Here is a 26,974-nt window from a genome sequence, read left to right as displayed (position 1 = left end):
TCACGCCAGTGCCGCCGTGATCTGCGGCAGATCGAGCGTCGTACGGATCCCCGGTGCCGCCTCGCACACCACCGGCACGGCGTTGACCGCGCGGTTGGCCGTGTACGCCGGTGACACCTCGGCCATCCGGTCGAGCGGCACCGGCAGCCGGATGCCGACCTCCAGCGGGGCGTCGCCCTCGACCGAGAGATGCCAGCCCGTGTCCCCCAGGTCCCAGGCCGGATCGAGGTCCCTGGTGCAGTACCAGGTGGCCCGGAAGCGGAGCAGCGGACGGCCCGCCCGCACCCCGGTCACCACGAGCCGCTGGGCCGCGACCGTGCCGGCGGCCAACTCGCCCGCGGCGATGCGGACCGGGCGGCGCGCGGTCGCCAACTCGCCGGAAGCCTCAAGGGAGTCGAGAGGAAGCCCCAGCGCGTCCGCGACCAGCCGCAGCGACGGACCGAAGCTGGTACGGGCTCCGGACAGCCGTCGCTCGTCGAACGCCTCCGGTGCCACGCCGAAGCCCATCACCCCGAACAGCAGCTCGGGGGAGGGGCGTCGGGACAGGTCGGCGTACTCGTCGATGGTCAGGCCGTCGAGGCGCCGCGCCAGGGACGTCAGCACGAGCGGCACCGCCTCGGTGATGAACCCGGGACTGCTGCCCGTGCTGTGGATCGAGCTGCCACCCCGCGCGCACGCCTCCTCGACCCGCCCGCGTACGTCGGGATCCATGCTCCCCGGGTGATGGAACTCGCCGCGCGTGGTCACCACGTTCGCACCCGACGCCAGCAGTCGGCACACCTCGTCGACATCGCAGGTGAGCGGCGCGTAGAGCACGCAGTCGGCGCCCAGGGAGAGGATGTTCCCGACGTCGTGGGTCGCGGTGATCCCGGTCGGGCCGGTTCCGCACAACTCGCCCGCGTCGCGGCCCGCTTTGGCCGGGGAGTGGACGTACACGCCGGCCAGCGTGAGGCCGGGGTGTTCGATGATCCCACGCAGTGAGCGGGCGCCGATGGTGCCGGTGGCCCACTGGACGACCCGGTACGGCCTCATGCCGGCTCCCCGGTGAAGCGCAGCAGGGCCTCCTGGGCGTAGGACGCGACGAGGGAGCCGTCCTCGGTCAGGACGTCGCCCCGGCCGAAGCAACGGCCGTGCGCGAGGACCGGGCTGTGCTGGCGCAGCAGCAGCCAGGCGTCGGCGCCGAACGGGCGGTGGAACCAGACCGTGTGCGAGGTGACGGCGGAGGTGAACGCCTTGCCCGAGTCGTGCTGGGTGACACCGGCCAGGGGGCGCAGGGCGGTGCCGATGAGGGTCAGGTCGGTGGCGTAGGCGGTGAGCGCCGGAGCCAGTTCCGCCGCACCGTCGGCCGGGAGGCGCATCCACACGTCGTACTCGGGCGGTTCGGCGACCGGGGTGTCCAGGTCGGTGGCGGCCCGCGTCTCCCAGGGGATCGGGTGGAGATCCGTGCGGTGTCCGGGGCCGGGCGGGGCGGGCACGGGCGCGACCGTCTGCCGGGCCGGGCCGTCCTCCGGGATGTGCAGGGACACCGAAGCGGTGGCCACCACGCCCTTCGACTGCCGGGCGACGATGGTCAGCGCGGCGAAGGAACCGCCGTCGTGGTGGCGCTCCACCTCGTAGCGGACGGGTTCCTCCGGCCGGCCCGCCCGCGCGAACAGCGCGTGCAGGGACTTGACGCCCTTGCCCGGGCAGCTCAGTTGAGCCGCCCGGACGAACTGGGCCAGCAACTGCCCGCCGAACAGGCGGTGGTAGCCGAGTCGTTGGTTGCCCGCCTCGTAGACGGGGCCGGTCTTCTCGTCGTGCCCCCGGAGGTCGAGGCAGTGCCGAAGGTCGTCCCAGAGTTCACTCACGGCAAGTGGCATGCCCGTGAGGGTAGTCCCACTATCCAGATATGAGAATGGCGCTCTCGCTCGGCTCAGTCGCTGGTGATCCCGTTGGCGCAGTAGTCCCAGATCTCGTCCGCGGTCAGCGGGTGGGCCGCGTCCTGGCCGCTCGACTGGGCGTTGAACATGACGGTCTGCATGGTCAGCGCCGCCACCCGCTTGGGCTTGAAGCCCTCGCGGAGCAGGTGCGCGTCCTCCAGCTCCTGCATGAGGTCGGTGAACAGCGTCAGCAGGGGCGCGTTCGCCACCCGCATCTCGGCCGGGTGCGAGACCAGCAGGCGCAGCGCGAAGTCGCTGAACAACGGGCGCTGCCGGCCGGTCAGGTCGGGGCGTGAGCTCTCGAACAGCTCCTGGACGACCACCCTGAGCCGGTCCAGCGGGGCGGACTGCTCGGCCGCGATCGTCCGCAACTGGTCGGCGGACTTGCTCATCGCGTCCTCGAACAGGGCGAGCAGCAACTCGTGCTTGCCGTCGAAGTGCTGGTAGAAGCTGCGCAGCGACTGCTTGGACCGGTCGACGACCTCCTGCACGGTGAAGTCGGTCGTGCCCTTCTCCGCCATGATCGCCTGGGCCGCGTCGAGGAACCGCTCCACCCTCTGCTCCGCCCGGCGTTTCGCCGCCTGGGTGGAACGCTCGACCGCGCGCTGCTTCCAGGCCGGTTCCTCGGTCGGTGTGCTCACGGGCTGCTCCGCCTTCTGTGCCATGAGGAGAACATTACTGCAGCCCACCGACAAGCATCTGTATCCAGTCTGGACACCATCGGAGATCTGGAGGAGACTTCGAATTCCATCTGAAGAGAATTGCATTCTCATCGCCGGGAGGCCATTCGGATGCTGTTCGAGTTCGACGCCGAGCAACGGCTGTGGCAGGACACCGTGCACAAGGCCGTCCTCAAGGAGTGCCCGCCCGCGCTGGTGCGGGCCGTCGCGGACGACGGCGCCAACCCGTCCCCGCTGTGGCGCGCGTACGCGGACCTCGGCTGGACCGAGCTGACCGACCCGGCCGACGCGGTCGAACTGGCGATCGTCCTGGAGGAGCTGGGCCGGGCCACCGACCCCACGCCCTACCTGGCGACGCTCACCCGGTTCGCCCCGCTCGCCCCCGGGTTCGGCGACCCCGGCCAGTCCGGCACGGCCGTCTACGAAGGCGTCACCGCGCGGCCCGCCGACGGCGGCTGGGTCCTCGACGGCACCGCCCGCCACGTACTGGACGGCGACCGAGCCGACCACTTCGCCGTGGTCACCGACGCGGGCGTCTTCGTCGTACCGGCCGCCGCGGCGAGCGCCGTACGCACCCCGGTCCTCGACCCCGTCCTGCACCTCGCCGACGTCACCTTCGAACGGGTCGGGGTGGGCGGAAGCGACCGTGGCGGGGCGGATCCGGACAGCGCCCGGGACATCGCGCTCACCGGCATGGCCCTGACCATGGTCGGCGCCTGCCGCCGCGCCCTGGACCTGGTGCTCGACCACGTGCGCGGCCGACGGCAGTTCGACGCGCCCATCGGCTCCTTCCAGGCCGTCCAGCACAAGGCGGCCGACATGCACGTGGCGGTCGAACGGGCCCGCGCCCTCGCCTACTTCGCCGCCCTCACCATCGCCGAGGACGACCCGCGCCGCCGCCTGGCCGCCTCGATGGCCAAGGCGTCGGCGGGGGAGTGCCAGGCCCTGGTGTTCCGCAACGCCGTGCAGCTGTTCGGCGCGATGGGGCACACCTGGGAGAACGACCTGCAGTTCGCGGTCAAACGGGCCAAGGCGGGCGAGCTGATGCTGGGCGGGGCCGCCGAACACCGGGCGTTCATCGCCGAGCACGCGGTCGCGGAGGAGATCGCATGAGACTGTCCTTCGACGCCGAAGTGGAGGCCTTCCGGGCCGAGTTCGTGGCCTTCCTGGAGGCGAACCTGCCGACCGAGGCCGAGGCCGCCGAGCGCTCCCGCTCCACCGCGCACCTGCCCGAGTGGGCCAGACGCTGGCAGCGCCTCCAGTTCGACGAGGGCTGGCTGCTGCCCGGCAACCCGCCCGAGTTCGGCGGCCGGAACGCCACCGTCGTCCAGCAGTACGTCCATCGCGAGGAACTGTCCCGGCGCCGGATCTGTCACAGCTTCAACCCGCAGGGCGTCGGCATCATCGCCGCCTCCCTGCTCACCTTCGGCACCGAGGAGCAGAAGCGCCGCTGGGCCGTGCCCATCCTGCGCGCCGAACTCACCGCCGCGCTCGGCATGAGCGAGCCCGGCGCCGGTTCCGACCTCGCCTCCCTGCGCACCCGCGCCGACCTCGACGGCGACCACTTCACCGTCAACGGCCAGAAGGTCTGGACGTCCGGCGCCCACGACGCCGACGTCCTCCTCGCCTTCGTCCGCACCGACCCGGACGCCCCCAAGCACAAGGGCATCAGCGTCCTGCTGATCCCCACCGACACCCCCGGCGTGACCCGCCGCCCCTTCGCCTCCTACACCAGCCCCGACGACCGGGACTTCAACGAGGTCTACCTCGACGACGTCCGGGTCCCCGCCGAGAACCTCGTCGGCCCCCTCAACCAGGGCTGGCGGGTCGCGAACGGCTCCCTCGGGCACGAGCGCACCCTGATGTGGCTCGGCGAGGCCGAGCGGCTGGAGGCCGTCGTACGGGACTTCCGGCCCACCGGCGCCGTACAGCGGGACTGGTACGCCACCCTGGTCATGGACCTCCAGGCGCTACGACTGCTCGGCTCGGCCGCACTAGCCCGCGCCGCCCGCGGCGAACAGGACGTGCCCGCGCTGTCCGTGCTGAAGGTGTTCGGCTCCGAGGCGGCCCAGCACGCCCTGGAGCACGTCCTGGAGGCGTCAGGACCGGACGGCCTGGACCACCCGGCACGGACCGCGCCCTACTTCCACATGAGCTTCGACGACGACTCCGCCAGCTGGTTCAACCGCTTCGCCCGCAGCTTCGGCGGCACCATCGCCGGCGGCACGTCCGAGATCCAGCGCACGATCATCGCCGAGCGCGTGCTCGGTCTGCCCCGACGCTGAGGAGACGTCCGTGCACATCCTGTACGAGGTGAAGGACTCCATCGCCACCCTCACCCTCAACCGCCCCGAGGTCGCCAACGCCCAGAACGCCGCGCTCCTCGACGAACTCGACGCGGCCTGGACCCGGGCCGCCGAGGACCCGGACGTGAAGGTCATCGTGGTGCGCGCCGAGGGGAAGCACTTCTCCGCCGGACACGACCTCAAGGACCGCTGGCCCGGCCCCGACGAGATCACCCTGGAGTGGATCTACCGCGCCGAGAACCGCCGCTACCTGGAGTACACGCTGCGCTGGCGCAACACCCCCAAGCCGTCGATCGCCGCCGTGCAGGGCCGCTGCATCGCCGGCGGGCTGATGCTGTGCTGGCCCTGCGACCTGATCGTGGCCGCCGAGGACGCCCTCTTCTCCGACCCGGTCGTCACCATGGGCATCGGCGGAGTCGAATACCACGGCCACACCTGGGAGTTGGGCCCCCGCAAGGCCAAGGAGATCCTGTTCACCGGCCGCCCGCTGACCGCCGAGGAGGCGGAGCGGGTCGGCATGGTCAACCGGGTCGTCCCGCGCGCGGAGTTGGACACGGCCACCCGGGAACTCGCCGAGCGGATCGCCGCGATGCCCGCCTTCGGCCTGCGCCAGGCCAAACGCGCCGTGAACCAGACCCTGGACGTCCAGGGCTTCTACGCGGCGATCCAGTCCGTCTTCGACATCCACCAGACCGGCCACGGCAACGCGCTGAGCGTCAGCGGGTATCCGATCCTGGCGAAGCTGGACGAGATGAAGGAGAAGCTCCGTTAGAACCGGGGAGCGTCTAGGAACCGGCGCCGGGCAGCTTCTGGGAGAGTTCGATCATGTTGCCCCACGGGTCGCGGAAGAACGCCAGCCGACGGCTGATGTCCTCGATCTCGAAAGGCTCACCGACCAGGTCCACACCACGGCGGGCGAGCTCCGCGCGGACCGCGTCGACATCGTCGACATGGACGCAGATGTGCTGGTAGCCGCCGTGCTGGAGGCTGACTCCGAGATCGTCGAGGACCTCGTTCGGGAAGGGCACCGGGCCGGCCAGAAGTTCCACGTGGAAGGTGTCGTCGTCGGGCGGGCAGAGGTACGCGAGCTTCAGCTCGCCGTAGGGCCACTCCTGGAGCACACGGAAGTCCAGCTTCTCCGTGTACCAGGCCTTCGCCGCGTCGTAGTCGGGGACGCGGATACCCACATGGTGACCGCCGAAGGAGGCGAAGGGGCTCGACGGGTTCCTCGGCGGGTGGGGCGGCATGGGCATCGCGATCACTCCTGTTCTGCTGAACCGTCAGGGGCCGGGCGCAAGGCTCTGGGTGCCGAGCACCGAGATCAGCGCCAGTTTCTCGGCGTCCTCGGTGCCGGGCTCGGCCGAGTACACGAGGATGTGCAGGTCGTGCTCCTCCACCCGGAGCTGGTCGCAGTCCAGGGTGAGCAGCCCCACCTGCGGGTGCTCGATCGTCTTGCGCGAGGCCTCCAGGCGGCCGACGACCCCCGCGTCCCACAGCTCGGCGAACCGCTCGCTCCCGGCGCGCAACTCGGCGATCAGCCGCCGCAGTTGGCGGTCCCCGGGATAGCGGGCCGCAGTGGCGCGCAGCTCGGCGACCATGCCGGTCTCGAAGTCGCGCCGCTCCCGCGGGGTGTGCCGTACCCGGGTCGGCCAGCCCAGGAAGTTCCGCCAGGCGCCGTTGCGCTGGAAGCCGCGCAGCTGGGACGGGTCACCCATCAGTGCCCCGTACAGCGGGTTGGCCACCAGCAGCGTCATGGCCGCGTCGGAGACCGCCACCGGGGTGCCGGACAGCCGGTCGAGGAGCCGCTGCACGCTGGGCGTGATGTACCCGGGCACCATGTCAGGACCCGGCGGCACCAGCCCCGCCACCCCGAAGAGGTAGGTCCGCTCGTCGGCGGAGAGCCGTAGCGCCCGGGCCAGTGCCTCGACGACCTGCACGGACGGATTGGCCGCCCGGCCCTGTTCGAGGCGCGTCACGTAGTCGACCGAGATCCCGGCCAGCAGCGCCAGCTCCTCGCGCCGCAGCCCGGCCGCGCGCCGCCGGCCGCCGGGCGGCAGCCCCGCCGCGTCCGGGGCGACGCGGTCCCGCCAGCGCCGCAGCGCCTGCCCCAGTTCCGTGGCCGTCATGCCCCCAGTCAACACCGTCGGCCGCCGCCGTGCCTGGTACCGGCAGTCCCAGGAAGAAGGGTCTGCTGGCTGACCGGGTGGCCGGGGCGCAGGGTGGAGACATGACGACAACACTGATCACCGGAGCCAACAAGGGCATCGGGTACGAGACCGCCCGCCAGCTCATCGCCGCAGGTCACACCGTGTACGTGGGAGCCAGGGACGCCGAGCGCGGACGCCGGGCCGCGGAGGAGCTGGGCGCCCGGTTCGTCCTGCTCGACGTCACCGACGACGCCTCCGTCGAGGCCGCGGCCAAGACCGTCGCGGCCGACGGCGGGCTCGACGTCCTGATCAACAACGCCGGGATCGAGAGCCGGACCCCGGACAACAGCGTGCCCACGGCCGAGACGGTCACCGCCGACCTGATGCGCAACACCTTCGAGACCAACGTCTTCGGTGTCGTCCGCGTCCTGCACGCCTTCCTGCCCCTGCTGCAGCGCTCGGCCGCGCCGGTCGTGGTCAACGTCAGCAGCGGTCTGGCCTCGCTGACGGCTCTGTCCGACCCCGACCACCCCGCGCACTTCTACCCCGGCATCGCCTATCCGACGTCCAAGACGGCGGTCAACATGCTGACCGTGCAGTTCGCGAAGGCGTTCCCGGCGCTGCGGATCAACTCCGTCGAGCCCGGCTTCACCAAGACGGACCTGAACGGCAACACAGGCACGCAGACCGTCGAGCAGGGCGCCGAGATCATCGTGCGGATGGCGCAGATCGGCCCGGACGGCCCGACCGGCGGCTACTTCGACGTCAACGGACGACTGCCCTGGTGAACCGCGACCGACGGGCCGGCCGCTTCGGTGATGCGCGACCGACCGGGGCGCCTGCTCCGGTGAATCGCGACCGACCCGGGCGGACACCCCGGTGAGTCACAGCTGAACCAGCCGGGGCGCGGTGCCGCGTGAGCGCACCAGCGCCCCGGCCTCACGCGTCAACTCCCGGGCGCTGCCGAGGAGTCCGTCGAGGACGACGGCCCGGCGGACATGCCGGTGCAGCGGGTGCTCGGCGGTGAAGCCGATCCCGCCCAGCACCTGCTGGCAGTGCCGGGCCGCGGTCAGCGCCGCCTGCCCGGCCGCCGCCTTGGCCAGCAGCGCGCCCAGGTCGTCCTCGGCCGCCGCGAGGACGGCCTCGGCGCCCTCCAGCGCCACCAGGGTCTCCGCGAGCCGGTGCCGTACCGCCTGGAACGCGGCGAGCGGACGGCCGAACTGGACCCGGTCCAGGGCGTGCCCCCGGGCGAGCGCCAGCATGGTGTGGCCGGTGCCGAGCAGCCACCAGCCGACCGCCCGCCGGCCGGCGGCGAGCGCGACGGGATCGCCCGCGGGCGCCGTGACCGGCCGCAGGGGCAGCTCCTCGTCCAGCCCGGCACCCGGCGCGGCGGCTCCGTACTCCCACACCACCCACCGGCCGCCCGTATACGGCAGCGTCGCCGAGCCCACGACGTCCGTGAGCGCCGAGGCGTGCGCCCCCGTCTCGCCCAGCAGCCGGAACACCGTCGCGACGGCCGGACCCGGGAACTCGGCCAGCAGCTCGCGCCAGCCCAGCCCGGCCAGCGCCGCGTCCAGGGCCGGGCCCGGGGCGGTGGTCGTCATCGTCTTGCGGAGCGTCTGCGTCAGCAGCTCCAGCTCGGCGGGGTCCACGGTCACTCCCTCCCCAGGTCGAGGAGCCGGCGGGCGATGATGTTGCGCTGGATCTCGGCGGTGCCGCCGTAGAGGGTGGCGGCCTTCGCGTAGAGGTACTCCGACCGCCAGGGCGAGTCGGTCAGTTCCAGGACCCCGGGCAGCAAGTCCCGTACCGTCTCGAAGAGTTGCTGCTCGGCGGTGGCCAGCAGCACCTTGTCGACCGAGGTCTCCGGGCCGAGCCGGGCGCCCGTGGCGAGCCGGTGCTGGGTGGCGTGCGAGCGGCAGCGGACGGTGTGCAGGGCCAGGTAGGCGGCGCCCAGGGCCGTGTCGTCCGCGTCGTCCGTCGCGTCGGTCTCGTCCAGGAGGCGGTCGAGGCGGGTGTAGAGGTGGGCGACCCGGTGCCAGAAGCAGGTGGAGCGCTCGTGCGGGAGCAGGTCCATCGCGAGCCGCCAGCCGTCGCCGGGGCGGCCCAGCATCCGGTCGGCGGGCACGACGACCTCGTCGAAGAAGACCTCGGCGAACTCGTCGACGCCGTGCATCGTACGCAACGGCCGCACGGTGATGCCGGGGGTGTCCATGTCGACGAAGAACGCGGTGATCCCGTCGTGGCCGGGGGCGGTGCGGGTGAGCAGGACACAGCGTGCCGCGTACTGGGCGAGGCTCGTCCACACCTTCTGCCCGCTGATCACCCAGACGTCGTCCCGGGGCACGGCCCGGGTGGTCAGGGAGGCCAGGTCGCTGCCCGAGCCCGGCTCGGAGAAGCCCTGGCACCACTGCTCCCGGCCGCTCAGCAGCAACGGGACCATGTCCGCGGCCAGTTCGGGGCGGGCGTAGGAGACGAGGGTCGGGGTGAGGACCTCGACCATCGAGTAGATACCGGGCTCGGCGAGGCCGCGGGTGGCGACCTCCTCGCCGAGCACCGCCCGCAGGACCGCCGGTCCGCCGAGGCCGCCGACCTCCTCCGGCCAGCCGTACCGCATCCAGCCCGCCTCGAACAGGGCCCGGCGGACCCGCGCCAGCTGGGCGACCTGCGCGTCGAGTGAGTGGTCGGGGCCGGGCGTGAGGTCGTGCTCGTCCAGCCAGGCGCGCAGGGCGGTGCGGAACTCCGCCGCCGTGGTGAACGGGCTCATACCGCCGGGCGCCCGAACGCGTGCGGGCGCCCCGAGTCGTGGGCGCCGCTGCGCCGGATGAAGGTCATGGCCCGGGTGCGCAGCCGCCAGCCGTCGGCGGTGCGGACGTAGGTGTCGTTGTAGTAGCCGATGCGCATCTCGTGCGTGGTCTGCTCGACGAAGCAGAGCGGCTGGGTGCCGGTCGCCGTGTCGCCCGACAGCTCGACGGCGGGTGTACCGGTGAGGAACAGCCCCTTGGGGGCCGCCGCGACGAGCGCGGGGAACTCCGCGAGGGGGTAGGTGTCGCCGAACGCGCTGTAGCTGCCGTCGGGGGTGAAGACCGCGAGCAGCCCGTCGAGGTCACCTCGGGTGATGGTCACCGCGTAGCGGGCGAGGAGCTGCTGGATCTCGACGAGGTCGGCGGTGGTCTCGTCAGTGGTCACGGGCCCGCCTCCTTTCCGCACGCTCGCGCGCGTCGTGTTCGGGCCGGATGCCGAAGGTGTTGAAGGCCGTCGCCATGAGGGCGTACGTCCCGACGGTGAACACCAGGTCCATCAGCTGGCGTTCGTCGAGGTGCTCCGCGAGCGCGGCCCAGGTGCCGTCCGACATGTCCGAGCCGTCCTCCAGTTCGTCGACGGCCCGGAGCACCGTGCTCTCCAGCGGATCGTCCGCCTTGCCCTGGCCCGCGGCCTCGACCTCGGCCTCGGTGAGACCGCACTGCTGGGCGGCGAGGACGTGGTGGGCCCACTCGTACGCGCAGTCCCGGCGCCGCGCGACCCGCAGGACGACCAGCTCGCGCAGCCGTTCCGGGAGGGTGGAGCCGGCCAGGAGGTACGTGCTGAAGGGGAGGAAGGCCGCGGTCAGGTCGGGGTGGCGGACGAGTGTGGACATCGCGTTGCCGGCCGCCTCGGCGTTGCGCATGCGCCGGGGGAGCAGGGCGGCGAGCACCTCACGGGTCCGGTCGTCCCACTGGTCGTCCGGCAGCGGAGGCAGGCGAGGCGGCATGCGGGCTCCCTCGGCAGAGTCTTCCGAGAATGGGATTCTCGGATGCGAGTTTCAGATTTTCACCCGCGTCGCGGCGGCGTCAACCGTTGGGCGCGGCCCTTCGGGCCCGGCGGTCGCCGCTCCTCCGTCCTGACCGGGCATGATTCCTCCCGCTCCCGTGTGATTGCCCAATTCTCCTGTGTGGATGGTTGCTTCTCATCTAATGAGAAGCTACTTTCCACCGCAGGCAGGGCCAAGGCAGGCAGGACCTGTGACACCCAGAAGAGATGGGGAGCCGTGAGTCTTTTCCATGAGGACCGGCTGTTGATCGACGGGCGGCTCGTGCGCGCGGAGCGCACGTTCGAGACCGTCGATCCGTCCACCGGGAAGGTGCTGGGGACGGCATCCGACGCGGACACCGGTCATGTCGAGGCGGCGGTGGCGGGCGCCCGCCGCGCGTTCGACACCACCGACTGGATGCGCGACCGCGAGCTGCGGCTGCGCTGCCTGCGCAGCCTGTACGACGCGCTGCACACGCACCGCGAGGAACTGCGCGACCTGACCATCGCCGAGGTGGGCGCACCCCGCTCCCTCACCCACGGACCCCAGCTCGACGAGCCGATCGAGATGGTCAAGTACTACGCGGATCTCCTCGAACGCCACTCCTTCCGCGAGGAGTTGCCCGTCCTGGAGAGCCGGGGGCGGCGGCACCGCCGGTGGATCGAGAAGGAGGCCGCCGGAGTCGTCGCGGCCATCCTGCCGTACAACTTCCCCAACCAGCTGGCCCTGGCCAAGCTCGCCCCCGCGCTCGCCGCGGGCTGCACGGTCGTCCTCAAAGGCGCACCGGACACCCCGTGGACGACCCTGGCGCTCGGCCGGATCATCGCCGAGGAGACCGGCATCCCCCCGGGTGTCGTCAACGTCCTGACCTCGTCAGGACCCGAGACCGGCGAACTGCTCACCACCCACCCCGGCATCGACATGATCACCTTCACCGGGTCGACCCCGGTCGGCAAGGCGATCATGGCCGCCGCCTCCGCCACCCTGAAGCGGGTCTTCCTGGAGCTCGGCGGCAAGTCCGCGATGATCCTGCTCGACGACGCCGACCTCGCGAACGCGGCCATGTTCGCCGCCTTCACCATCTGCTCGCACTCCGGCCAGGGCTGCGCCCTCACCTCACGCCTGCTGGTCCCACGGGAGAAGCACGACGAGATCGTCGGCCTGGTCGCCGCCATGCTCGGCAAGGTCCGGTACGGCGACCCGGCCGACCCCAAGACCCACATGGGCCCCCTGATCAGCGAGAAGCAGCGGGCCAAGGTGCACGGCATGGTCGAGCGGGCCGTCGCCGCCGGCGCCCGCCTGGTGACCGGCGGCCGTCCCGTCGACGGGGAGGGCTTCTTCTACGAGCCCACCCTGCTCGCGGGCGTCGACCCGGCCGCCGAGATCGCCCAGGAGGAGGTCTTCGGACCGGTGCTCGCCGTCATCGCCTACGACGACGAGGACCACGCCGTCCGGATCGCCAACGACTCGGTGTACGGGCTGTCCGGCGCGGTGCTCGGCGCCGACGCCGAGCGGGCGACCGCCGTGGCCCGCCGGATCCGCAGCGGCACCTTCAGCATCAACGGCGGCAACTACTTCGCCGCCGACGCCCCGTTCGGCGGGTTCAAGCAGTCCGGCATCGGCCGGGAGATGGGCGTCGCGGGCCTCGAGGAGTTCCTCGAGCTCAAGACCTTCGCCGTGCCGGCCGACTGACCGGCGGCACGCAGCAGCCCGGGGAACACCACCGAGGAGGAACCCCGTGAGAGTCCAGGCAATCCCCGCCGCCCTCGCGGCGGCGGCGCTGTTCGCCGTCGCCGGATGCGGTGGCCACGACAGCGCCGGCACGTCGGGCGACGGCGACGCCACCCCCACCAAGGCCGCCCAGCAGGCCGCGGGCGGCGACTTCGGCGACCTGAAGAACGTCTGCGGACCCGGCGACGCCAAGAGCGCGCCCACCCAGGGCGTCACCGCCGACACCATCAAGCTCGGCGTCTTCTCCGACGTCGGCTTCACCAAGAACTCCGAATTCGTGGACGCCGCCAAGGTGTTCACCTCCTGGTGCAACGCGGCCGGCGGCATCGACGGCCGCAAGCTCGTCGCCACCACCCGCGACTCCAAGCTGATGGAGGTCCGCCAGCGGATGCTGGAGGCCTGCCAGTCGGACTTCGCGCTCGTCGGCGGCGGCGCGGCGCTGGACGCCCTCGGCGTGCAGGACCGGCTCAAGTGCCTGCTGCCCGACTTCCCCGCCCAGGTCAGCCAGATCCAGAACCAGGGCTCCGACCTTCAGCTCAACGAGACGGGCGGCGCGTCCTACGACCGCTACCCCGGCTACTACCAGTGGCTGCTCAAGACCGCCTACCCCAAGTCCGCGGGCGCCGTCGGCACCATCGCGGGCGACGCCGCGGTCAGCAAGGTCATCGACGCCCGCGCCCAGGAGAGCCTCAAGGCCTCCGGCGCGAAGATCACGTACCACGACCTGTACCCGGCCGCCGGGGTCTCCGACTGGACGCCCTACGCGCAGGCCATCAAGAGCAAGGGCGTCAAGGGCCTGGTGTTCCTCGGGGACTTCGCGAGCCTCGCCAAGCTGGAGCAGATCCTCACCGGCATGGACTACAAGCTGGACTGGATCGACGCCAACAACAACGCCTACGGCGCGCCCTTCCTGCAACTGGCGGGCAAGTCACTCGACTACCAGAACAACTTCGCCGACCTCAGCGGCGTCTACCCGCTGGAGAAGGCCGCCGACAACCCGGCGACCGGGCAACTCGTCTCCCTGTACAAGAAGTACGCCCCCGACGCGCAGCCCACCATGCCCGGCGTACGCGGCTTCGCGGCCTGGCTGCTGTTCGCCAAGGCGGCCTCCTCCTGCGGCGACCAGCTCACCCGCGCGTGCGTCTACGAGGCGGCCCGCAAGGAGAGCGCGTGGACCGGCGGCGGACTGCTCGCCCCCGTCGACCTGACCCAGGCCGACGCCCCGCTGAAGTGCTTCAACGTCGAGAAGGCCACGTCCAAGGGCTGGCAGTCGGCCGACTTCGCACCGAACACCGGGGCCTACCGCTGCGACGCGCCCACCTACAAGTTCAAGGGCGCCTACGGCAAGCCCCTCACCCTCGCCGACGTCGGCAAGAGCATGAGCGATGTGAAGTAGAGGCTGAAGCAGATGGAGCAGTTCCTCACCTTCGGGATCGTCGGCCTGAGCACCGCAGCCGTCTACGCGGTGATCGGCAGCGGCCTGGTGCTCACCTACGTCACCACCGGCGTGTTCAACTTCGCGCACGGGGCGGCGGGCATGCTGGCGGCGTTCTGCTACTGGCAGTTCACCGTCGGCTGGGGCTGGCCCGTCCCGGTGGCCCTGGCGGTGGTGCTCCTGGTACTGGCCCCCGGGTTCGGCCTCGCCGTCGAACGGGTCCTGATGCGGCCCGTGCAACGGCTCGGCGAGGCCGAACGCCTGGTGATGACGGTGGCGCTGCTCAGCGGCGCCATCGCCGCCGCCCGCTGGATCTGGGACCCCAACGTCCCCCGCCCGCTGACGGTGTTCTTCGCCGACGAGAAGCCCCTGCACCTCGGCCCGGCCACCGTCACCTGGCACCAGGCGCTCACCATGGCCGTAGCGGTGGCGGTCGCCGCCGTCCTGTGGTTCCTGCTGACCCGCACCCGCACCGGCGCCGAGATGCGGGCCACCGTCGACGACCGCGCCCTCGCCCGGCTCACCGGCGCCGACCCGGTCAGGGCCGGTCGCGTCGCCTGGATCCTCGGCACCCAACTGGCCGCGATCGGCGGCATCCTGATCGCCCCGACCGTCGCCCTGGACGCCTCCCAGCTCTCCCTCCTGATCGTCAGTGCCTACACCGCCGCCGTCTTCGGCCGGCTGCGCAGCCTGCCGCTCACCTTCGCCGGCGCGGTCGTCGTCGGCTGCATGGAGAGCTACCTCACCGGCTACCTCCCGCAGAACCCCTACCTGCCCGGCCTGCGGCTGGCCGCCCCGGCCCTGCTCCTCTTCCTCGCCCTGCTCCTCTTCCGCCATCCCCGACTGCGCCACCGCGACCGCCGGCTGGTCCAGGTCCCGGCGCCCGGCCTGCGCGGCACCGCCGTCTTCGCCGCCGCCACCGTCGCGTTCGCCGTGGTCCTGGCCACGGTGCTGGACGAGGCCGACCTCGTCACCTACGGACCGATCTTCTCGCTCGGCGTCGTCGCCCTGTCCTACGTGCCGCTCGCCGGGTACGCCGGGCAGATCTCGCTGTGCCAGCTGAGCATGGCCGGCATCGGCGCCGTCGTCTGGGGACACCTCGGCACCCACGGCGAACTGTGGGCGCTGGCCGCGGCGATCGCCGTCGCCGGGGCCGCCGGGGCGCTGATCGCGGTGCCCGCACTGCGGTTCTCCGGTGTGTACCTGGCGCTGGGAACGGCGGCGTTCGCGGTGATCCTCGACCGGTGGATCTTCACCCTGCCCGCCTTCCACCTCTTCGGTCTGCGTATCTCGCTCTTCGACCAGGGCTCGGTCGACATGAGCGGGCCCGACCTGTTCGGATGGCATCTCGACTCCGCCGCCGACCTGACCGTCCTCGCCGCCGTCTGCCTCGGCCTCGCCTCCCTCGCGGTCGCGTGGCTGCGCCGCGGCGGCTTCGGACGGCGTCTGATCGCCCTGCGGGACAGCGAGGCGGCCTACGCGACACTCGGCGGCAACCTGCTGCTGACCAAGGTCGCCGTGTTCGCCCTGTCGTCGGGCATCGCCGGACTCGGCGGCGCCCTCTACGGCATGCAGCAACGCGCCATCACCGCCGAGCAGTTCAACCTCGTCGCCGGACTGCCGATCTTCCTCGTCGCCGTCATCGGCGGCCTCGGCGCGGTCGGCACCGGCCTGTTCACCGGCACCGCCTACCTCGGCCCCAACATCCTGACCGGCATGGCCTCCTGGACGCAGAACATCGTCGCCCTGCTGCCCGCCCTGGCGGGAATGGGGCTCGGACACAGCCCCGAGGGGATCGGGGCCAGGTTCCGCCGGCAGTGGGAGCCCCTCGGCCGGGACCCGGCCGCCCTGCCCGTCCTGCTGGCCGCCCTGGCCCTGGGCTGGGTGCTGCGGCTGACCGGCGCGATCGACGGCTGGACGTTCCTGATCGGCTCGCTGGTCGTGGGGTTCGCGCTGCGCGCCTGGGCCGCCGCCCGCAGGCAGCCGGAGACCGAGCAGGACGTGCCGGTCGAGTGGTGGGGCGTACGCCGCCCCTGGCGTCCCGAGGACGGGGAGGTGCTGGTCCGTGCCACTGCTGGACGTTAGCGGCGTCACCGTCTCCTTCGGCGGCAACCGCGCCCTGGACGGGGTCGCCATGAGCGCCGACCGGGGCCGGATCACCGGCCTCATCGGACCCAACGGGGCCGGAAAGAGCACCCTGTTCGACGTCGTCTCCGGACTGCGCCGGCCCTCGGCGGGCCGGGTCGCCCTCGACGGCCGGGACGTCACCCGCCTCGGACCCGCCCGCCGCTGCCGGCACGGGCTGGCCCGCACCTTCCAACGCCTCGAACCCTTCGGCCGGTTGAGCGTCCGCGACAACCTCCTCGTCGCCGCGGAACTCGGCCCCGGACGACGGCGGGCGGCAGCCCTGGCCGACGAACTGCTCGACCGGCTCGGCCTGACCGGCATCGCCGACACCCGCGCCGACAACCTCCCCACCGGCGTCGCCCGCCTGGTCGAGGTCGGCCGCGCCCTGGCCGTACGGCCCGCGCTGCTGCTCCTCGACGAGCCCGCCGCCGGGCAGGACGGCGAGGAGACCGAACGGTTCGCGGCCCTGCTGCGCTCGCTCGCCGCAGACGGCACCGCCGTCGTCCTGGTCGAACACGACATGGGGCTGGTCATGGGCGTCTGCGACGAGGTGTACGTACTCGACCTGGGCAAGGTCATCGCCGTAGGACCGCCCGAGGTGATCCGCAACGACGAGACGGTGCTCGCGGCCTACCTGGGGGACGTGTGAACGCTCTGCTCGAACTGCGCGCCGTGCGCGCCGCCCACGAGGGCATCACCGTCCTGCACGGCGTCGCCCTGAGTGTCGGCGCCGGGCAGGTCGTCGCGCTGCTCGGCCCGAACGGCGCCGGAAAGACCACCACGCTGCACGTCGCCGCCGGACTCCATCCGCCGCTCTCCGGGCAACTCCTGCTCGGCGGGCGGGACATGACCGGCGCCGACCCCCGCGACCTGGCCCGGGCCGGGGTCTGCCTCATCCCCGAGGGACGCGGGGTCTTCCCCAGCCTCTCGGTCCGCGACAACCTCCTCATGATGACCTTCACCGGCCGCACCCGCGCGGAGATCGAGGAGATCGCCTACGCCCGCTTCCCGGTCCTCGGCAAGCGGCCGGGCCAGGCGGCGGGGACGCTCTCCGGCGGCGAGCAGCAGATGCTCGCCCTCGCCCGGGGCCTGGCCACCGACCCGGCCGTGCTGCTCCTCGACGAACTCTCCATGGGACTCGCCCCGCTGGTCGTCTCCCGGCTCTACGAACAGGTCGCCGAGATCGCCCGGCAGGGCGTCGCCGTCCTGGTCGTCGAGCAGTTCGCCGCCGCCGTCCTCGGCATCGCCGACCACGCCGCCGTCCTCGTGCGCGGCCGCGTCGAACGCCAGGGCCGCCCCGACGGCGGGCTGCGCGACGAACTGTCCGCCCTCTACCTCGGGAGCTCCGCATGACACCCACCGAGCCGCCCACCGACTCCCGTGCGGACCGCTTCGTCCGCGAGCTGGCCGACCTCCGGATCCCCGACCCGGCCGCCGCCCGCGCGGGCCTCTGGCTGCGCCTCGGCGCCGCCCTGATGGCCGTCGGCCTGGTCCTCGCGGTGTCGGCGTACTTCGTGTCGCACAACACCCAGAACCCGCTCGACCAGCGCGACGCCCTCGCCCTCGGCCTCGGCGGCATCGCCGGGACGGTCGTCGGCGCCGCGCTGTTCCTGCGCTACTCGCTCACCGGCTTCCTGCGGTTCTGGATGGCCCGCCAGTCCTACGACCTCGCCGTGCTCGCCGACCGCCTGTCCGAAAGGGACCCGCACCATGACCTCACCAGCACCGACGCTGCGCCCCGGTGACCAGCTCGCCAGCACGGTGTGCGCCACCCGCGTGGTCGTGGTCCGCGCCCCGGCCGCCGCGCTGTCCGCCCTGACCTGCGGCGGCGCCCCCATGGTCCCCGCATCCACCGCCCCGCCCCCGCCCCCGCCCGCCACGACCACGACGGGCGACCCCGTCACCCTCCTCGGCAAGCGCTACACCGACGCCGACGGCACCCTCGAACTGCTCTGCACCAGCCCCGGCACCGGCGAACTCGCCTGCGCGGGCGTCCCCATGACCCTCAAGGCGGCAAAACCCCTCCCCGCCTCGGACTGACCCGCACCCACCGGCTTCACAGCGAAAGGGACCTCGCATGAACAAGGACGACCTGATCCTCATCAGCGTCGACGACCACGTCATCGAGCCGCCGGACATCTTCGTGAACCACCTCCCGAAGCGGTACCTGGACGACGCCCCCAAGCTCGTCCACCGCGAGGACGGCAGCGACGTGTGGCAGTTCCGCGACAACACCGTCGGAAACGCGGCCCTCAACGCCGTGGCCGGGCGCCCCAAGGAGGAGTACGGCCTCGACCCGCAGGGCATGGACGAGATCCGCCCCGGCTGCTACGACGTCCACGAACGCGTCAAGGACATGAACGCCGGCGGTGTCCTCGCCCAGATGAACTTCCCGTCCTTCCCCGGCTTCTCGGCCCGCATGTTCGCCACCGAGGACTCCGACTTCTCCCTCGCCCTCGTCCGCGCCTACAACGACTGGCACATCGACGAGTGGTGCGGCGCCTACCCCGGCCGCTTCATCCCGATGGCCCTGCCCGCCATCTGGGACGCCGAACTCTGCGCGGGCGAACTGCGCCGGGTCGCGGCCAAGGGCTGCCACTCGATGACCTTCCCCGAGAACCCGGCCGCCCTCGGCTACCCCAGCTTCCACGACCCGTACTGGAACCCGGTGTGGCAGGCCGCCTGCGACACCAACACCGTCCTGTCGGTGCACATCGGCTCCTCCGGCCGCCTCGCCATCCCGGCCGTCGACTCGCCGCCCGACGTGATGATCACCCTCCAGCCCATCAACCTCGTCCAGGCCGCCGCCGACCTGCTCTGGTCGCGCACCCTCAAGGACTTCCCGGACCTGAGGATCGCGCTCTCCGAGGGCGGCACCGGCTGGATCCCCTACTTCCTGGAGCGGGTCGACCGCACCTTCGAGATGCACGCCGCCTGGACCCTCCAGGACTTCGGCGGCAAGCTGCCCTCCGAGGTCTTCCGCGAGCACTTCCTGACCTGCTTCATCACCGACAAGCTCGGCGTGAAGCTGCGGCACGACATCGGCATCGACAACATCTGCTGGGAGGGCGACTACCCGCACAGCGACTCCCTGTGGCCCGACGCCCCCGAGCAACTGCACGGCGTCCTCACCGAGTTCGCCGTCCCGGACGCGGACACCGTGAAGATCACCCACGAGAACGCCATGCGCTGGTACTCCTTCGACCCGTTCGCGCACATCCCCCGCGAACAGGCCACGGTCGGCGCCCTGCGCGTGGCCGCCGCGGGCCACGACGTCAGCATCCGGGCCCGCAGCCGCCAGCTCAAGGAACCCGTCGACAAGCTGGAGGCCTTCCGCGCCCGGGCCCGCGCGGCCGTAGCGGCGGCGAGCAAGTAGTGGCGAACGGCAACGACTTGTTCGACCTCACGGGACGCTCGGCGCTGGTCACCGGAGCCGCGGGCGGCATCGGCGCCGCCGTCGCCCACGCCCTCGCCCGGGCCGGTGCCGCCGTCCTCGTCACCGACGTCGATCCGACCGCCGCCGCGGCCGTCGCGGGGAAGATCACGGCGGCGGGCGGCACCGCCGACAGCGCGCCCCTCGACGTCCGCGACCGGCCCGCCGCCGACAACGCCGTCTCCCGGGCCGCCGACCTCGCCGACGGCACCCTGCACATCCTGGTGAACAACGCCGGCGTCACCGCGCCGGCCATGTTCCCCGACCTCGACGAGGACACCTTCCGCCGCCTGCTCGACATCCACGTCCTGGGCACCTTCACCTGCTCCCAGGCCGCTCTTCCGTACCTGCCCACCGACGGCACCGGACGCATCGTCAACGTCACCTCGTCCGCGGGCCTGACCGGCACCCTCGGCCAGGTCAACTACTCCGCCGCCAAAGCGGCGGTCATCGGCATGACCAAGTCCTTGGCCAGGGAGCTGGCGAGGCGGCAGATCAAGGTCAACGCCCTCGCGCCGCTGGCCGCCACCCCCATGACCGAGACCATCCGCACCCACGAGAAGTTCGCCGCCACCATGCTCGCCCGTATCCCGCTCGGCCGCTGGGCGGAACCCGACGAGGTCGCCGGGGCCTTCGTCTTCCTCGCCTCGGACGCGGCCTCCTTCGTCACCGGCCAGGTCCTGCCGGTCGACGGCGGCCTGGTGATCTGATGACGCCGGAACCGCTCCTGACTCCGGGGCCTCTCTCCGGCGTGACGGTGGTGGCCCTGGAGCAGGCCGTCTCCGCACCCCTGTGCACCCGGGTCCTGAGCGACCTCGGCGCCCGGGTCATCAAGGTGGAGAACCCGGACGGCGGCGACTCGGCCCGCCACATCGACGACGTGGTCGGCGGCCTCGCCGCCCACTTCGTCTGGGCCAACCGGGGCAAGGAGTCCATCGCCCTCGACCTCAAGTCAGAAGCGGGGACGGCGATCCTGCACCGCCTCCTCGACCGCGCCGACGTGCTGGTCTCCAACCTCGCCCCCGGCACCACGGCCAAACTCGGTCTGGCCCCCGACGACCTGGCGACCCGCCACCCCGACCTGATCGCGGTGGAGATCGACGGCTACGGCCCCGGCGGACCGCTCTCCCACAAACGCGCCTACGACCTCCTCGTCCAGGCCGAGTCCGGCGTCTGCGCCATCACCGGCCACCCCGGCGCCCCGGCCAAACCCGGCCCGCCCATCGCGGACGCCAGCACCGGCCTCTACACGGCCCTGTCGATCGTGGCGCTGCTGTACTCCGGTGAGCGCCGCGGCAAGCCGGGCGGAGCCGTCGCGGTGAGCATGTTCGACACCATGACCGAACTCATGGGCTATCCGCTCACCTACACCCGGCACGCGGGCGGCTGGCAGCAGCCGCTCGGCATGAGCTCGCCCGCCGTCGCCCCGTACGGCGCCTACCGCACCGCCGACGGCCACACGGTCGTCCTCGGCACCACCAACGACCGCGAATGGCAGCGCCTGGCACGGGAGTTGCTGGACCGCCCCGACCTCGCGGCCGACGACCGCTTCCGCACCAACCCGGGCCGCGTCACCCACCGCGAGCTGCTCGACGCCGAGATCGGCGCCTGGTGCGGCCGGCACCGGCTGGCGTACATCCAGCAGCGCGCCGACGACGCGGGCATCGGCAACTCCCGCTACAACACCCCGGACGACGTGCTCGCCCACCCCCACCTAGCGGCCCGCGACCGCTGGCGCCGCATCGCCACCCCCGCCGGGCCCGTCCCGGCCCTGCTGCCGCCCCCGGTCATCGCCGGCTACGACCCGCCGATGGGCGCCGTCCCCGCGCTCGGCGAGCACACCGAGCGGATCCTGGCCGAACTCGGCTGCCACGAAACGGAGTCGGGGAACGCCACATGACCGCCCCGCCCGCGCTCCTGACCAGCGACAGCGGCAGCGTACGGACCCTCACCCTGAACCGCCCGCACCGCAGGAACGCCGTCGACCGGGACCTGTGGGGACTGCTGCGGCAGGCACTCACCGAGGCCTCCCACGACCCCGCCGTACGGGCCCTCGTCCTCACCGGCGCCGGCGGAGCCTTCTGCTCCGGCGCCGACCTGACCAGCGGCGCCGCCGACACCCGGCACCCCCTGGACAAGGTGCGCGACCTCAACGAGGTCGCCCTGCTGCTGCACGAGTCGCCGGTCCCGACCGTTGCCAAGGTCGACGGCGCGGCGGTCGGCGCGGGGTGGAACCTGGCGCTGGGCTGCGACCTGGTGGTGGCCACGCCGGAGAGCCGGTTCTCGCAGATCTTCACCCGCCGCGGACTCTCCCCGGACTGCGGCGGCTCCTGGCTGCTGCCCCGGCTCACCGGACTCCAGCAGGCCAAGCGACTCGCCCTGCTGGCCGAGACGATCGACGCCGAGGAGGCCCGGTCCCTGAACCTCGTCACCTGGGTGGTGCCCGCCGACGAGATCGACGCGTACGTCGCCGACCTCGCCGACCGGCTGGCGGCCGGGCCGCCCGTCGCCCTCGCACAGACCAAGGCGCTCCTCGACGAGGGCACCGGCCGCACCCTGCGCGAGGCGCTCGCCGCCGAGGCCCGCGCCCAGACGGCGAACTTCGCCTCGACCGACGTGACCGAGGCCTACGCGGCCTTCGCCGAGAAGCGAGAACCGCGTTTCACCGGCCGCTGGTTCCGCCAGCCCCCGACGGAGGACCCTTCATGCGCGAAGCAGTGATCGTCGAGGCCGTCCGCACCCCCGTCGGGAAACGCGACGGCGGCCTGTCCGGCGTGCACGCGGCCGGCCTCTCCGCCGTCGTCCTGAACGCCCTGGCCGAACGCACCGGCCTCGACCCGGCGCTCGTCGACGACGTCGTCTGGGGCTGCGTCTCCCAGGTCGGCGACCAGTCCAGCAACATCGGCCGCTACGCCGTCCTCGCCGCCGGCTGGCCCGAGACCGTCCCCGGCACCACCGTGAACCGGGCCTGCGGATCCAGCCAGCAGGCCCTCGACTTCGCCGTCCACGCCGTCATGTCCGGCCAGCAGGACGTCGTCGTGGCCGGCGGGGTCGAGGTCATGAGCCGGGTGCCGCTCGGCTCGGCACGGGCCACCGGGACGCCGTACGGGCCCCAAGTCCTCGCCCGCTACCACGACTTCTCCTTCAACCAGGGACTCTCCGCCGAGAAGATCGCCCAGAAGTGGGGCTTCACCCGCACCCGCCTCGACGAGTTCGCGGCCCTGTCCCACGAACGCGCGGCCACCGCGCAGGACAGCGGCGCCTTCGAGGCACAGATCGTGGCGGTGGAGGGCGTGAAGGCCGACGAGGGCGTACGGCGCGGCACCACCGCCGAGAAGCTGGCGCGGCTCAGGCCCGCCTTCCTCGACGACGGCCTGATCCACGCGGGCAACGCCTCCCAGATCTCGGACGGCGCGGCGGCCCTCCTGGTCACCACCCCTGGGAAGGCTAGGGAGTTGGGGCTCACCCCTGTCGTCCGCTACCGCTCGGGCGCGGTGGTCGGCGCCGACCCGGTGCTCATGCTGACCGGCCCGATCCCGGCCACCGAGAAGGTGCTCGCGAAAGCCGGCGTCGGCCTGTCCGAGGTCGGTGTCTTCGAGGTGAACGAGGCCTTCGCGCCCGTGCCGCTCGCCTGGCTCGCCGAGACCGGCGCCGACCCGGCCCTGCTCAACCCGCTCGGCGGCGCCATCGCGCTCGGCCACCCGCTGGGCGCGTCCGGTGCCGTCCTGACGACCCGCATGATCCACCACATGCGCGACCACGGGATCCGCTACGGCCTGCAGACCATGTGCGAGGGCGGCGGCACCGCCAACGCCACACTCGTCGAACTCATCGACTGACCGGGGGTTTCGGTGCGCCGACAGATCTTCACCGCCGACCACGAGGAATTCCGCACACTGGTCCGGGAGTTCGTGGCCAAGGAGGTGGTCCCGAACTACACCACCTGGGAGCAGGACGGCCGGCTGCCCCGTGAGCTCTTCGAACGGCTGGGCGCGCTCGGCGTCCTCGGCATCGCGATCCCAGAGGAGTACGGCGGGACGGGCATCGCCGACTACCGCTACAACGTCGTCCTCCAGGAGGAGGCGTCCCGGGCCCTGGTCACCCTGGGCACCGTGCGCACCCAACTCGACGTCATCCTGCCCTACTTCCTCGCCTACGCCGACGCGGAACAGCGCCAGCGCTGGTTCCCCGGCCTCGCCGCCGGCCGGCTGCTCACCGCCGTCGCCATGACCGAACCCGGCACCGGCTCCGACCTGGCGGGCATCCGCACCACCGCCGTACGCGACGGCGACACGTATGTCCTCAACGGTGCCAAGACCTTCATCACCGGCGGGCTCCTCGCCGACCTGGTGATCGTCGTCGCGCGGACGTCGGCGGACCCCGCCGACCGGCGTGCGGGGCTGACCCTGCTCGTGGTCGAGGACGGCATGCCCGGCTTCACCCGGGGACGGGTCCTGGACAAGCTGGGCATCAAGGTCCAGGACACCGTCGAGCTGGCCTTCGACGACGTACGCGTCCCGGTCGCCAACCGGCTGGGGGAGGAGGGCGCGGCCTTCGGCTATCTGGGCCACAACCTCGCACAGGAGCGGCTGACGGTGGCGGTCGGCTCGGTCGCGCAGGCACGGGCCGCCCTGGACACGACGATCGCCTACGTCAAGGAACGCGAGGTCTTCGGCAGGCCGGTGGCGGCCTTCCAGAACACCAAGTTCGAACTCGCCGCCGTGGCCACCGAGATCGAGGCCGCGCAGACCATGCTGGACCGCGCGGTCCTCGACCTCGTCGCCGGCGAACTGTCCGGCGCCGACGCGGCCAAGGTGAAACTCTTCTGCACGGAGGCGCAGGCCCGCGCGGTCGACCGCTGTCTGCAACTCTTCGGCGGCTACGGCTATATGGCGGAGTATCCGATCGCCCGGCTGTACGCCGACGCCCGCATCACCCGGATCTATGCCGGGACCAGCGAGGTCATGAAGGTGATCATCGCCAAGTCGCTGGGGCTGTGAGCCGCTCGCGTGCGGCTCAGGTTCCGTAGGCCGTGGTCTCCGCGAGGTCGGCCGCGGACTTCATCAGGTCCAGCACCATCGGACCGAAGGCCCGCAACTTCTCGTTGTCACCGGCCCGTTGGAAGCCCTGTTCCAGCACGATGGCCAGCTTCCACTGGGCGAGGACGTCGTAGTAGTCCATGTCGTCGACCTGACGGCCGGACACCTGCGCGTAGTGCTCGATCAGCTGAGCCCGCGAGGGCATGCCGAACAGGTCGACATAGGACGCGGTGGCCGCCTCGGGGGCACCGGTGTCCTCGGGCCAGCCGCGCAGCATCCAGGCGAGGTCGAGCTTGGGGTCGCCGATCGTCCCCATCTCCCAGTCGACGACGGCGGCCAGCCGGGCCGGGGCGCCGTGCCGGAACATGACGTTGGCGAACTGGTAGTCGCCGTGCATCAGGCCGGGGACGTAGTCGAGGGGCTTGTGGGCGCGCAGCCAGGCGGCGGCCGTCTCGAAGCCGGGCAGCTCCCGGCCTTTGGCCCGCTCCAGGTAGCGGGTCCAGCGGTCGACCTGCCGCTCGTGGAAGCCGTCCGGGCGGCCCAGGTCGTGCAGCCCCTTCGCCCGCCAGTCCACCCGGCCCAGCAGGGCGGCGCCCTCGGCCAGTTGGTAGGCCAGCCCGGCCCGTGCGGCGAGATCGGTGCCGAACGGCTCCGGCCAGCCGCGTCCGCCGGTGGTGGACATCGGCGACCAGCCGTCGACGAACTCCATCAGATAGAAGGTACGGCCGAGGACGGCGGTGTCCGTGCAGACGGCGATCGCCTCGGTGTGCGGGACGTCCGTGCCGTTCAGCGCCTCCGTGATCCGCCACTCCCGCAGGATGCCCTCGTCGCGGGCGGGCGGCGCGGCGGGCGGCGGGATGCGCAGGGCGCAGTGCAGTTCGCCGCGCCGGATCTCGTAGATCTCGTTCTGCGCACCGCCCGAGACGAACCGGTGCTCGACCGCCTCGCCCTTGCCGGGCAGCCCGGACTCGTCCAGCCAGGGCGCCAGCCGCTCGACGTCGATCATCGGGTCTCCGCCCCGGGCTCCAGGAACTCCGCGTACTTGGCGCGGGCCGCGGCCAGCCGCTTGGGGAGGTAGCCGCTCGGCCAGAGGTCCTCGCTGGCCCGGTGGTCCCGCAGCACCTGCCTCGCGACCGTCACCTTGTGCACCTCGGTCGGCCCGTCCGCGATGCCCAGCACGCTCGCGCCCAGCAGCATCCGGAACAACGGCATGTCGCCGCTGACGCCCAGCGCGCCGTGCACCTGGATCGCGCGGTGTGCTATGTCATGCAGCACGCCCGGCAGCAGCACCTTCACCATCGCGATGTCCTTGCGGACCTTGCGGTAGTCGTTGTACTTGTCGATCTTCCAGGCGGTGTGCAGCACGGTCAGCCGGAACTGCTGGAGCTGCGCCCACGAGTCGGCGATGTGCCCCTGCACGAACTGCTTGTCGGCCAGGACGGTGCCCTGGGTGTGCCGGCTCAGCGCCCGCTCGCACATCATGTCGAACGCCTTGCCCGCGAGCCCGATCGTCCGCATCGCGTGATGGATCCGCCCGCCGCCGAGCCGGGTCTGCGCGATCACGAACGCCTGACCCTCCCCGCCGAGCAGCGCGTCCGCCGGCACGCGTACGCCCTCGTAGTGCACCAGTGCGTGAGAACCCCGTTCTTCGGGCTCACCGGCCAGCGCGACGTTCCGCTCGATGACGATTCCGGGTGTCTCCGCCGGGACCAGGAACATCGACATGCTCTTGTACGGGTCCCCGTCCGGGTCCGTCACGGCCATCACGATGAAGAAGGCGGCCGTCCTCGCGTTGGACGAGAAGTACTTCCAGCCGTCGATGACCCACTCTCCCCCACTCTCGGCTGCGCTCGAGCGGGAGGTGCCCCCACCGTCCCGCACCGCCCGGGTGGTGAACTCCTTGGGGTCGGCGCCCGCCTGGGGCTCCGTCATCGAGTAGCAGGAGAAGATCTCGCCGTCGAGCAGCGGGCGCAGATAGCGCTCCTTCTGCGCCGCGGTGCCGTAGTGGGCGAGGATCTCCGCGTTGCCCGTGTCCGGCGCCTGGCAGCCGAAGACGATCGGGGCCCAGGAGGAGCGGCCCAGTATCTCGTTGAGCAGGCACAGTCTGACCTGCCCGTGGCCCGCGCCGCCCAGCTCCGGGCCGAGGTGGGTCGCCCACAGTCCGTGCGCCCGCACCTCCTTCTTGAGGGGGTCCAGGACGCTGCGGAGGTTGTCGTCGGGCGGGGTGAACTGCAGGCCGTCCCAGAGGAGATCGAGGGGTTCGACCTCCTCCCGCACGAACTGGTCCGCCCAGTCCAGCTGCGCCTGGTAGTCCGGCTCGGTCTCGAAGTCCCACGGCATTGTGTCTCCTTCCGGCAGGTGCCAGAATAA

The 26,974-nt window shown here is 72.1% G+C and carries 28 protein-coding genes; 17 read left to right on the top strand and 11 right to left on the bottom strand.

Features of this window, described 5'->3' with window-relative positions:
- The 3 genes from ACIPSJ_RS50250 to ACIPSJ_RS50240 are packed head-to-tail and all read right to left on the bottom strand — an operon-like array spanning position 1 to position 2,584.
- Positions 1 to 1,032 carry a dihydrodipicolinate reductase gene (locus ACIPSJ_RS50250; protein ID WP_401356848.1) on the bottom strand — a complete coding sequence of 344 codons (1,032 nt, stop codon included), beginning with the start codon at positions 1,030 to 1,032 and terminating at the stop codon, positions 1 to 3.
- On the bottom strand, positions 1,029 to 1,859 hold the full coding sequence (locus ACIPSJ_RS50245; RefSeq protein WP_359223790.1) for an acyl-CoA thioesterase domain-containing protein: 831 nt from the start codon (positions 1,857 to 1,859) through the stop codon (positions 1,029 to 1,031). Before ACIPSJ_RS50245 ends, ACIPSJ_RS50250 begins: the two co-directional genes overlap by 4 nt.
- A gap of 53 nt (positions 1,860 to 1,912) precedes the next feature.
- Complete coding sequence (locus ACIPSJ_RS50240) at positions 1,913 to 2,584, bottom strand: TetR/AcrR family transcriptional regulator (protein ID WP_401356845.1); 672 nt, start codon at positions 2,582 to 2,584, stop codon at positions 1,913 to 1,915.
- A gap of 126 nt (positions 2,585 to 2,710) precedes the next feature.
- On the opposite strand from ACIPSJ_RS50240, the gene ACIPSJ_RS50235 reads away from it, so the two are divergent.
- The 3 genes from ACIPSJ_RS50235 to ACIPSJ_RS50225 are packed head-to-tail and all read left to right on the top strand — an operon-like array spanning position 2,711 to position 5,677.
- Positions 2,711 to 3,712 (top strand): acyl-CoA dehydrogenase family protein, encoded by a 1,002-nt coding sequence (locus ACIPSJ_RS50235; RefSeq protein ID WP_401356843.1) that lies wholly within the window; start codon positions 2,711 to 2,713, stop codon positions 3,710 to 3,712.
- A complete protein-coding gene (locus tag ACIPSJ_RS50230) occupies positions 3,709 to 4,884 on the top strand; it encodes an acyl-CoA dehydrogenase family protein (RefSeq protein WP_401356841.1) in 1,176 nt (391 codons plus the stop codon). Before ACIPSJ_RS50235 ends, ACIPSJ_RS50230 begins: the two co-directional genes overlap by 4 nt.
- Positions 4,885 to 4,894: 10 nt before the next feature.
- Complete coding sequence (locus ACIPSJ_RS50225; protein WP_393799330.1) at positions 4,895 to 5,677, top strand: enoyl-CoA hydratase; 783 nt, start codon at positions 4,895 to 4,897, stop codon at positions 5,675 to 5,677.
- Positions 5,678 to 5,690: 13 nt separating this feature from the next.
- On the opposite strand, the gene ACIPSJ_RS50220 is transcribed toward ACIPSJ_RS50225, so the two are convergent.
- On the bottom strand, positions 5,691 to 6,158 hold the full coding sequence (locus tag ACIPSJ_RS50220) for a VOC family protein (protein WP_359223800.1): 468 nt from the start codon (positions 6,156 to 6,158) through the stop codon (positions 5,691 to 5,693).
- A gap of 27 nt (positions 6,159 to 6,185) precedes the next feature.
- Positions 6,186 to 7,031 carry a helix-turn-helix domain-containing protein gene (locus ACIPSJ_RS50215; protein WP_401356839.1) on the bottom strand — a complete coding sequence of 282 codons (846 nt, stop codon included), beginning with the start codon at positions 7,029 to 7,031 and terminating at the stop codon, positions 6,186 to 6,188.
- Between the two features lie 101 nt (positions 7,032 to 7,132).
- Between ACIPSJ_RS50215 and ACIPSJ_RS50210 the strand changes: the two genes are divergently transcribed.
- Positions 7,133 to 7,840: an SDR family oxidoreductase gene (locus tag ACIPSJ_RS50210; protein WP_365695211.1), complete on the top strand. Its 708-nt coding sequence runs from the start codon at positions 7,133 to 7,135 to the stop codon at positions 7,838 to 7,840.
- A gap of 96 nt (positions 7,841 to 7,936) precedes the next feature.
- On the opposite strand, the gene ACIPSJ_RS50205 is transcribed toward ACIPSJ_RS50210, so the two are convergent.
- From ACIPSJ_RS50205 to ACIPSJ_RS50190, 4 genes are read right to left on the bottom strand one after another with little or no spacing between them, the layout of a single operon-like run.
- Complete coding sequence (locus tag ACIPSJ_RS50205; protein WP_401356835.1) at positions 7,937 to 8,704, bottom strand: acyl-CoA dehydrogenase family protein; 768 nt, start codon at positions 8,702 to 8,704, stop codon at positions 7,937 to 7,939.
- A gap of 2 nt (positions 8,705 to 8,706) precedes the next feature.
- On the bottom strand, positions 8,707 to 9,816 hold the full coding sequence (locus ACIPSJ_RS50200; protein ID WP_401356832.1) for an acyl-CoA dehydrogenase family protein: 1,110 nt from the start codon (positions 9,814 to 9,816) through the stop codon (positions 8,707 to 8,709).
- Entirely contained in the window at positions 9,813 to 10,238 is a 426-nt protein-coding gene (locus tag ACIPSJ_RS50195) for a nuclear transport factor 2 family protein (protein WP_359223809.1), read from the bottom strand. Before ACIPSJ_RS50195 ends, ACIPSJ_RS50200 begins: the two co-directional genes overlap by 4 nt.
- Complete coding sequence (locus ACIPSJ_RS50190; RefSeq protein ID WP_401356828.1) at positions 10,228 to 10,800, bottom strand: carboxymuconolactone decarboxylase family protein; 573 nt, start codon at positions 10,798 to 10,800, stop codon at positions 10,228 to 10,230. Before ACIPSJ_RS50190 ends, ACIPSJ_RS50195 begins: the two co-directional genes overlap by 11 nt.
- 276 nt (positions 10,801 to 11,076) lie before the next feature.
- On the opposite strand from ACIPSJ_RS50190, the gene ACIPSJ_RS50185 reads away from it, so the two are divergent.
- From ACIPSJ_RS50185 to ACIPSJ_RS50125, 13 genes are read left to right on the top strand one after another with little or no spacing between them, the layout of a single operon-like run.
- Positions 11,077 to 12,531: an aldehyde dehydrogenase family protein gene (locus tag ACIPSJ_RS50185; RefSeq protein ID WP_401356825.1), complete on the top strand. Its 1,455-nt coding sequence runs from the start codon at positions 11,077 to 11,079 to the stop codon at positions 12,529 to 12,531.
- Positions 12,532 to 12,577: 46 nt separating this feature from the next.
- Entirely contained in the window at positions 12,578 to 13,966 is a 1,389-nt protein-coding gene (locus ACIPSJ_RS50180) for an ABC transporter substrate-binding protein (protein WP_401356822.1), read from the top strand.
- Between the two features lie 12 nt (positions 13,967 to 13,978).
- Positions 13,979 to 16,090 (top strand): ABC transporter permease, encoded by a 2,112-nt coding sequence (locus ACIPSJ_RS50175; RefSeq protein ID WP_401356819.1) that lies wholly within the window; start codon positions 13,979 to 13,981, stop codon positions 16,088 to 16,090.
- The gene (locus ACIPSJ_RS50170) at positions 16,071 to 16,781 is read left to right on the top strand and encodes an ABC transporter ATP-binding protein (protein ID WP_401356816.1); all 711 of its coding nucleotides are present in this window, start codon (positions 16,071 to 16,073) and stop codon (positions 16,779 to 16,781) included. Before ACIPSJ_RS50175 ends, ACIPSJ_RS50170 begins: the two co-directional genes overlap by 20 nt.
- Positions 16,778 to 17,485 carry an ABC transporter ATP-binding protein gene (locus ACIPSJ_RS50165; RefSeq protein WP_401356814.1) on the top strand — a complete coding sequence of 236 codons (708 nt, stop codon included), beginning with the start codon at positions 16,778 to 16,780 and terminating at the stop codon, positions 17,483 to 17,485. The genes ACIPSJ_RS50170 and ACIPSJ_RS50165 overlap by 4 nt, the downstream gene beginning before the upstream one ends.
- Entirely contained in the window at positions 17,482 to 17,877 is a 396-nt protein-coding gene (locus tag ACIPSJ_RS50160; RefSeq protein ID WP_362596547.1) for a hypothetical protein, read from the top strand. Before ACIPSJ_RS50165 ends, ACIPSJ_RS50160 begins: the two co-directional genes overlap by 4 nt.
- A complete protein-coding gene (locus ACIPSJ_RS50155; RefSeq protein ID WP_401356810.1) occupies positions 17,843 to 18,172 on the top strand; it encodes a hypothetical protein in 330 nt (109 codons plus the stop codon). Before ACIPSJ_RS50160 ends, ACIPSJ_RS50155 begins: the two co-directional genes overlap by 35 nt.
- 37 nt (positions 18,173 to 18,209) lie before the next feature.
- Positions 18,210 to 19,508: an amidohydrolase family protein gene (locus tag ACIPSJ_RS50150; protein WP_401356807.1), complete on the top strand. Its 1,299-nt coding sequence runs from the start codon at positions 18,210 to 18,212 to the stop codon at positions 19,506 to 19,508.
- Positions 19,508 to 20,275 carry an SDR family NAD(P)-dependent oxidoreductase gene (locus ACIPSJ_RS50145; protein WP_359223830.1) on the top strand — a complete coding sequence of 256 codons (768 nt, stop codon included), beginning with the start codon at positions 19,508 to 19,510 and terminating at the stop codon, positions 20,273 to 20,275. The genes ACIPSJ_RS50150 and ACIPSJ_RS50145 overlap by 1 nt, the downstream gene beginning before the upstream one ends.
- Positions 20,275 to 21,465 carry a CaiB/BaiF CoA transferase family protein gene (locus tag ACIPSJ_RS50140; protein ID WP_401356804.1) on the top strand — a complete coding sequence of 397 codons (1,191 nt, stop codon included), beginning with the start codon at positions 20,275 to 20,277 and terminating at the stop codon, positions 21,463 to 21,465. The genes ACIPSJ_RS50145 and ACIPSJ_RS50140 overlap by 1 nt, the downstream gene beginning before the upstream one ends.
- Positions 21,462 to 22,286 carry an enoyl-CoA hydratase/isomerase family protein gene (locus ACIPSJ_RS50135; protein ID WP_401356801.1) on the top strand — a complete coding sequence of 275 codons (825 nt, stop codon included), beginning with the start codon at positions 21,462 to 21,464 and terminating at the stop codon, positions 22,284 to 22,286. The genes ACIPSJ_RS50140 and ACIPSJ_RS50135 overlap by 4 nt, the downstream gene beginning before the upstream one ends.
- Positions 22,271 to 23,404 (top strand): thiolase family protein, encoded by a 1,134-nt coding sequence (locus ACIPSJ_RS50130; RefSeq protein WP_401356798.1) that lies wholly within the window; start codon positions 22,271 to 22,273, stop codon positions 23,402 to 23,404. The genes ACIPSJ_RS50135 and ACIPSJ_RS50130 overlap by 16 nt, the downstream gene beginning before the upstream one ends.
- Before the next feature lie 12 nt (positions 23,405 to 23,416).
- The gene (locus ACIPSJ_RS50125) at positions 23,417 to 24,565 is read left to right on the top strand and encodes an acyl-CoA dehydrogenase family protein (RefSeq protein WP_401356796.1); all 1,149 of its coding nucleotides are present in this window, start codon (positions 23,417 to 23,419) and stop codon (positions 24,563 to 24,565) included.
- A gap of 16 nt (positions 24,566 to 24,581) precedes the next feature.
- Here the strand turns inward: ACIPSJ_RS50125 and ACIPSJ_RS50120 are convergent, their stop codons facing one another.
- Both ACIPSJ_RS50120 and ACIPSJ_RS50115 read right to left on the bottom strand, forming a co-directional pair.
- A complete protein-coding gene (locus ACIPSJ_RS50120) occupies positions 24,582 to 25,610 on the bottom strand; it encodes a phosphotransferase family protein (protein ID WP_359223839.1) in 1,029 nt (342 codons plus the stop codon).
- Positions 25,607 to 26,944, bottom strand: a complete 1,338-nt coding sequence (locus tag ACIPSJ_RS50115) for an acyl-CoA dehydrogenase family protein (protein WP_401356794.1) — start codon at positions 26,942 to 26,944, stop codon at positions 25,607 to 25,609. The genes ACIPSJ_RS50120 and ACIPSJ_RS50115 overlap by 4 nt, the downstream gene beginning before the upstream one ends.
- Between the last annotated feature and the right edge of the window lie 30 nt (positions 26,945 to 26,974).

The organism is Streptomyces sp. NPDC090088, assembly GCF_044747345.1.
GTDB lineage: Bacteria > Actinomycetota > Actinomycetes > Streptomycetales > Streptomycetaceae > Streptomyces.
Note: the sequence above shows the minus strand (reverse complement) of the source record. Positions and strands in the feature narration are given on the sequence as shown.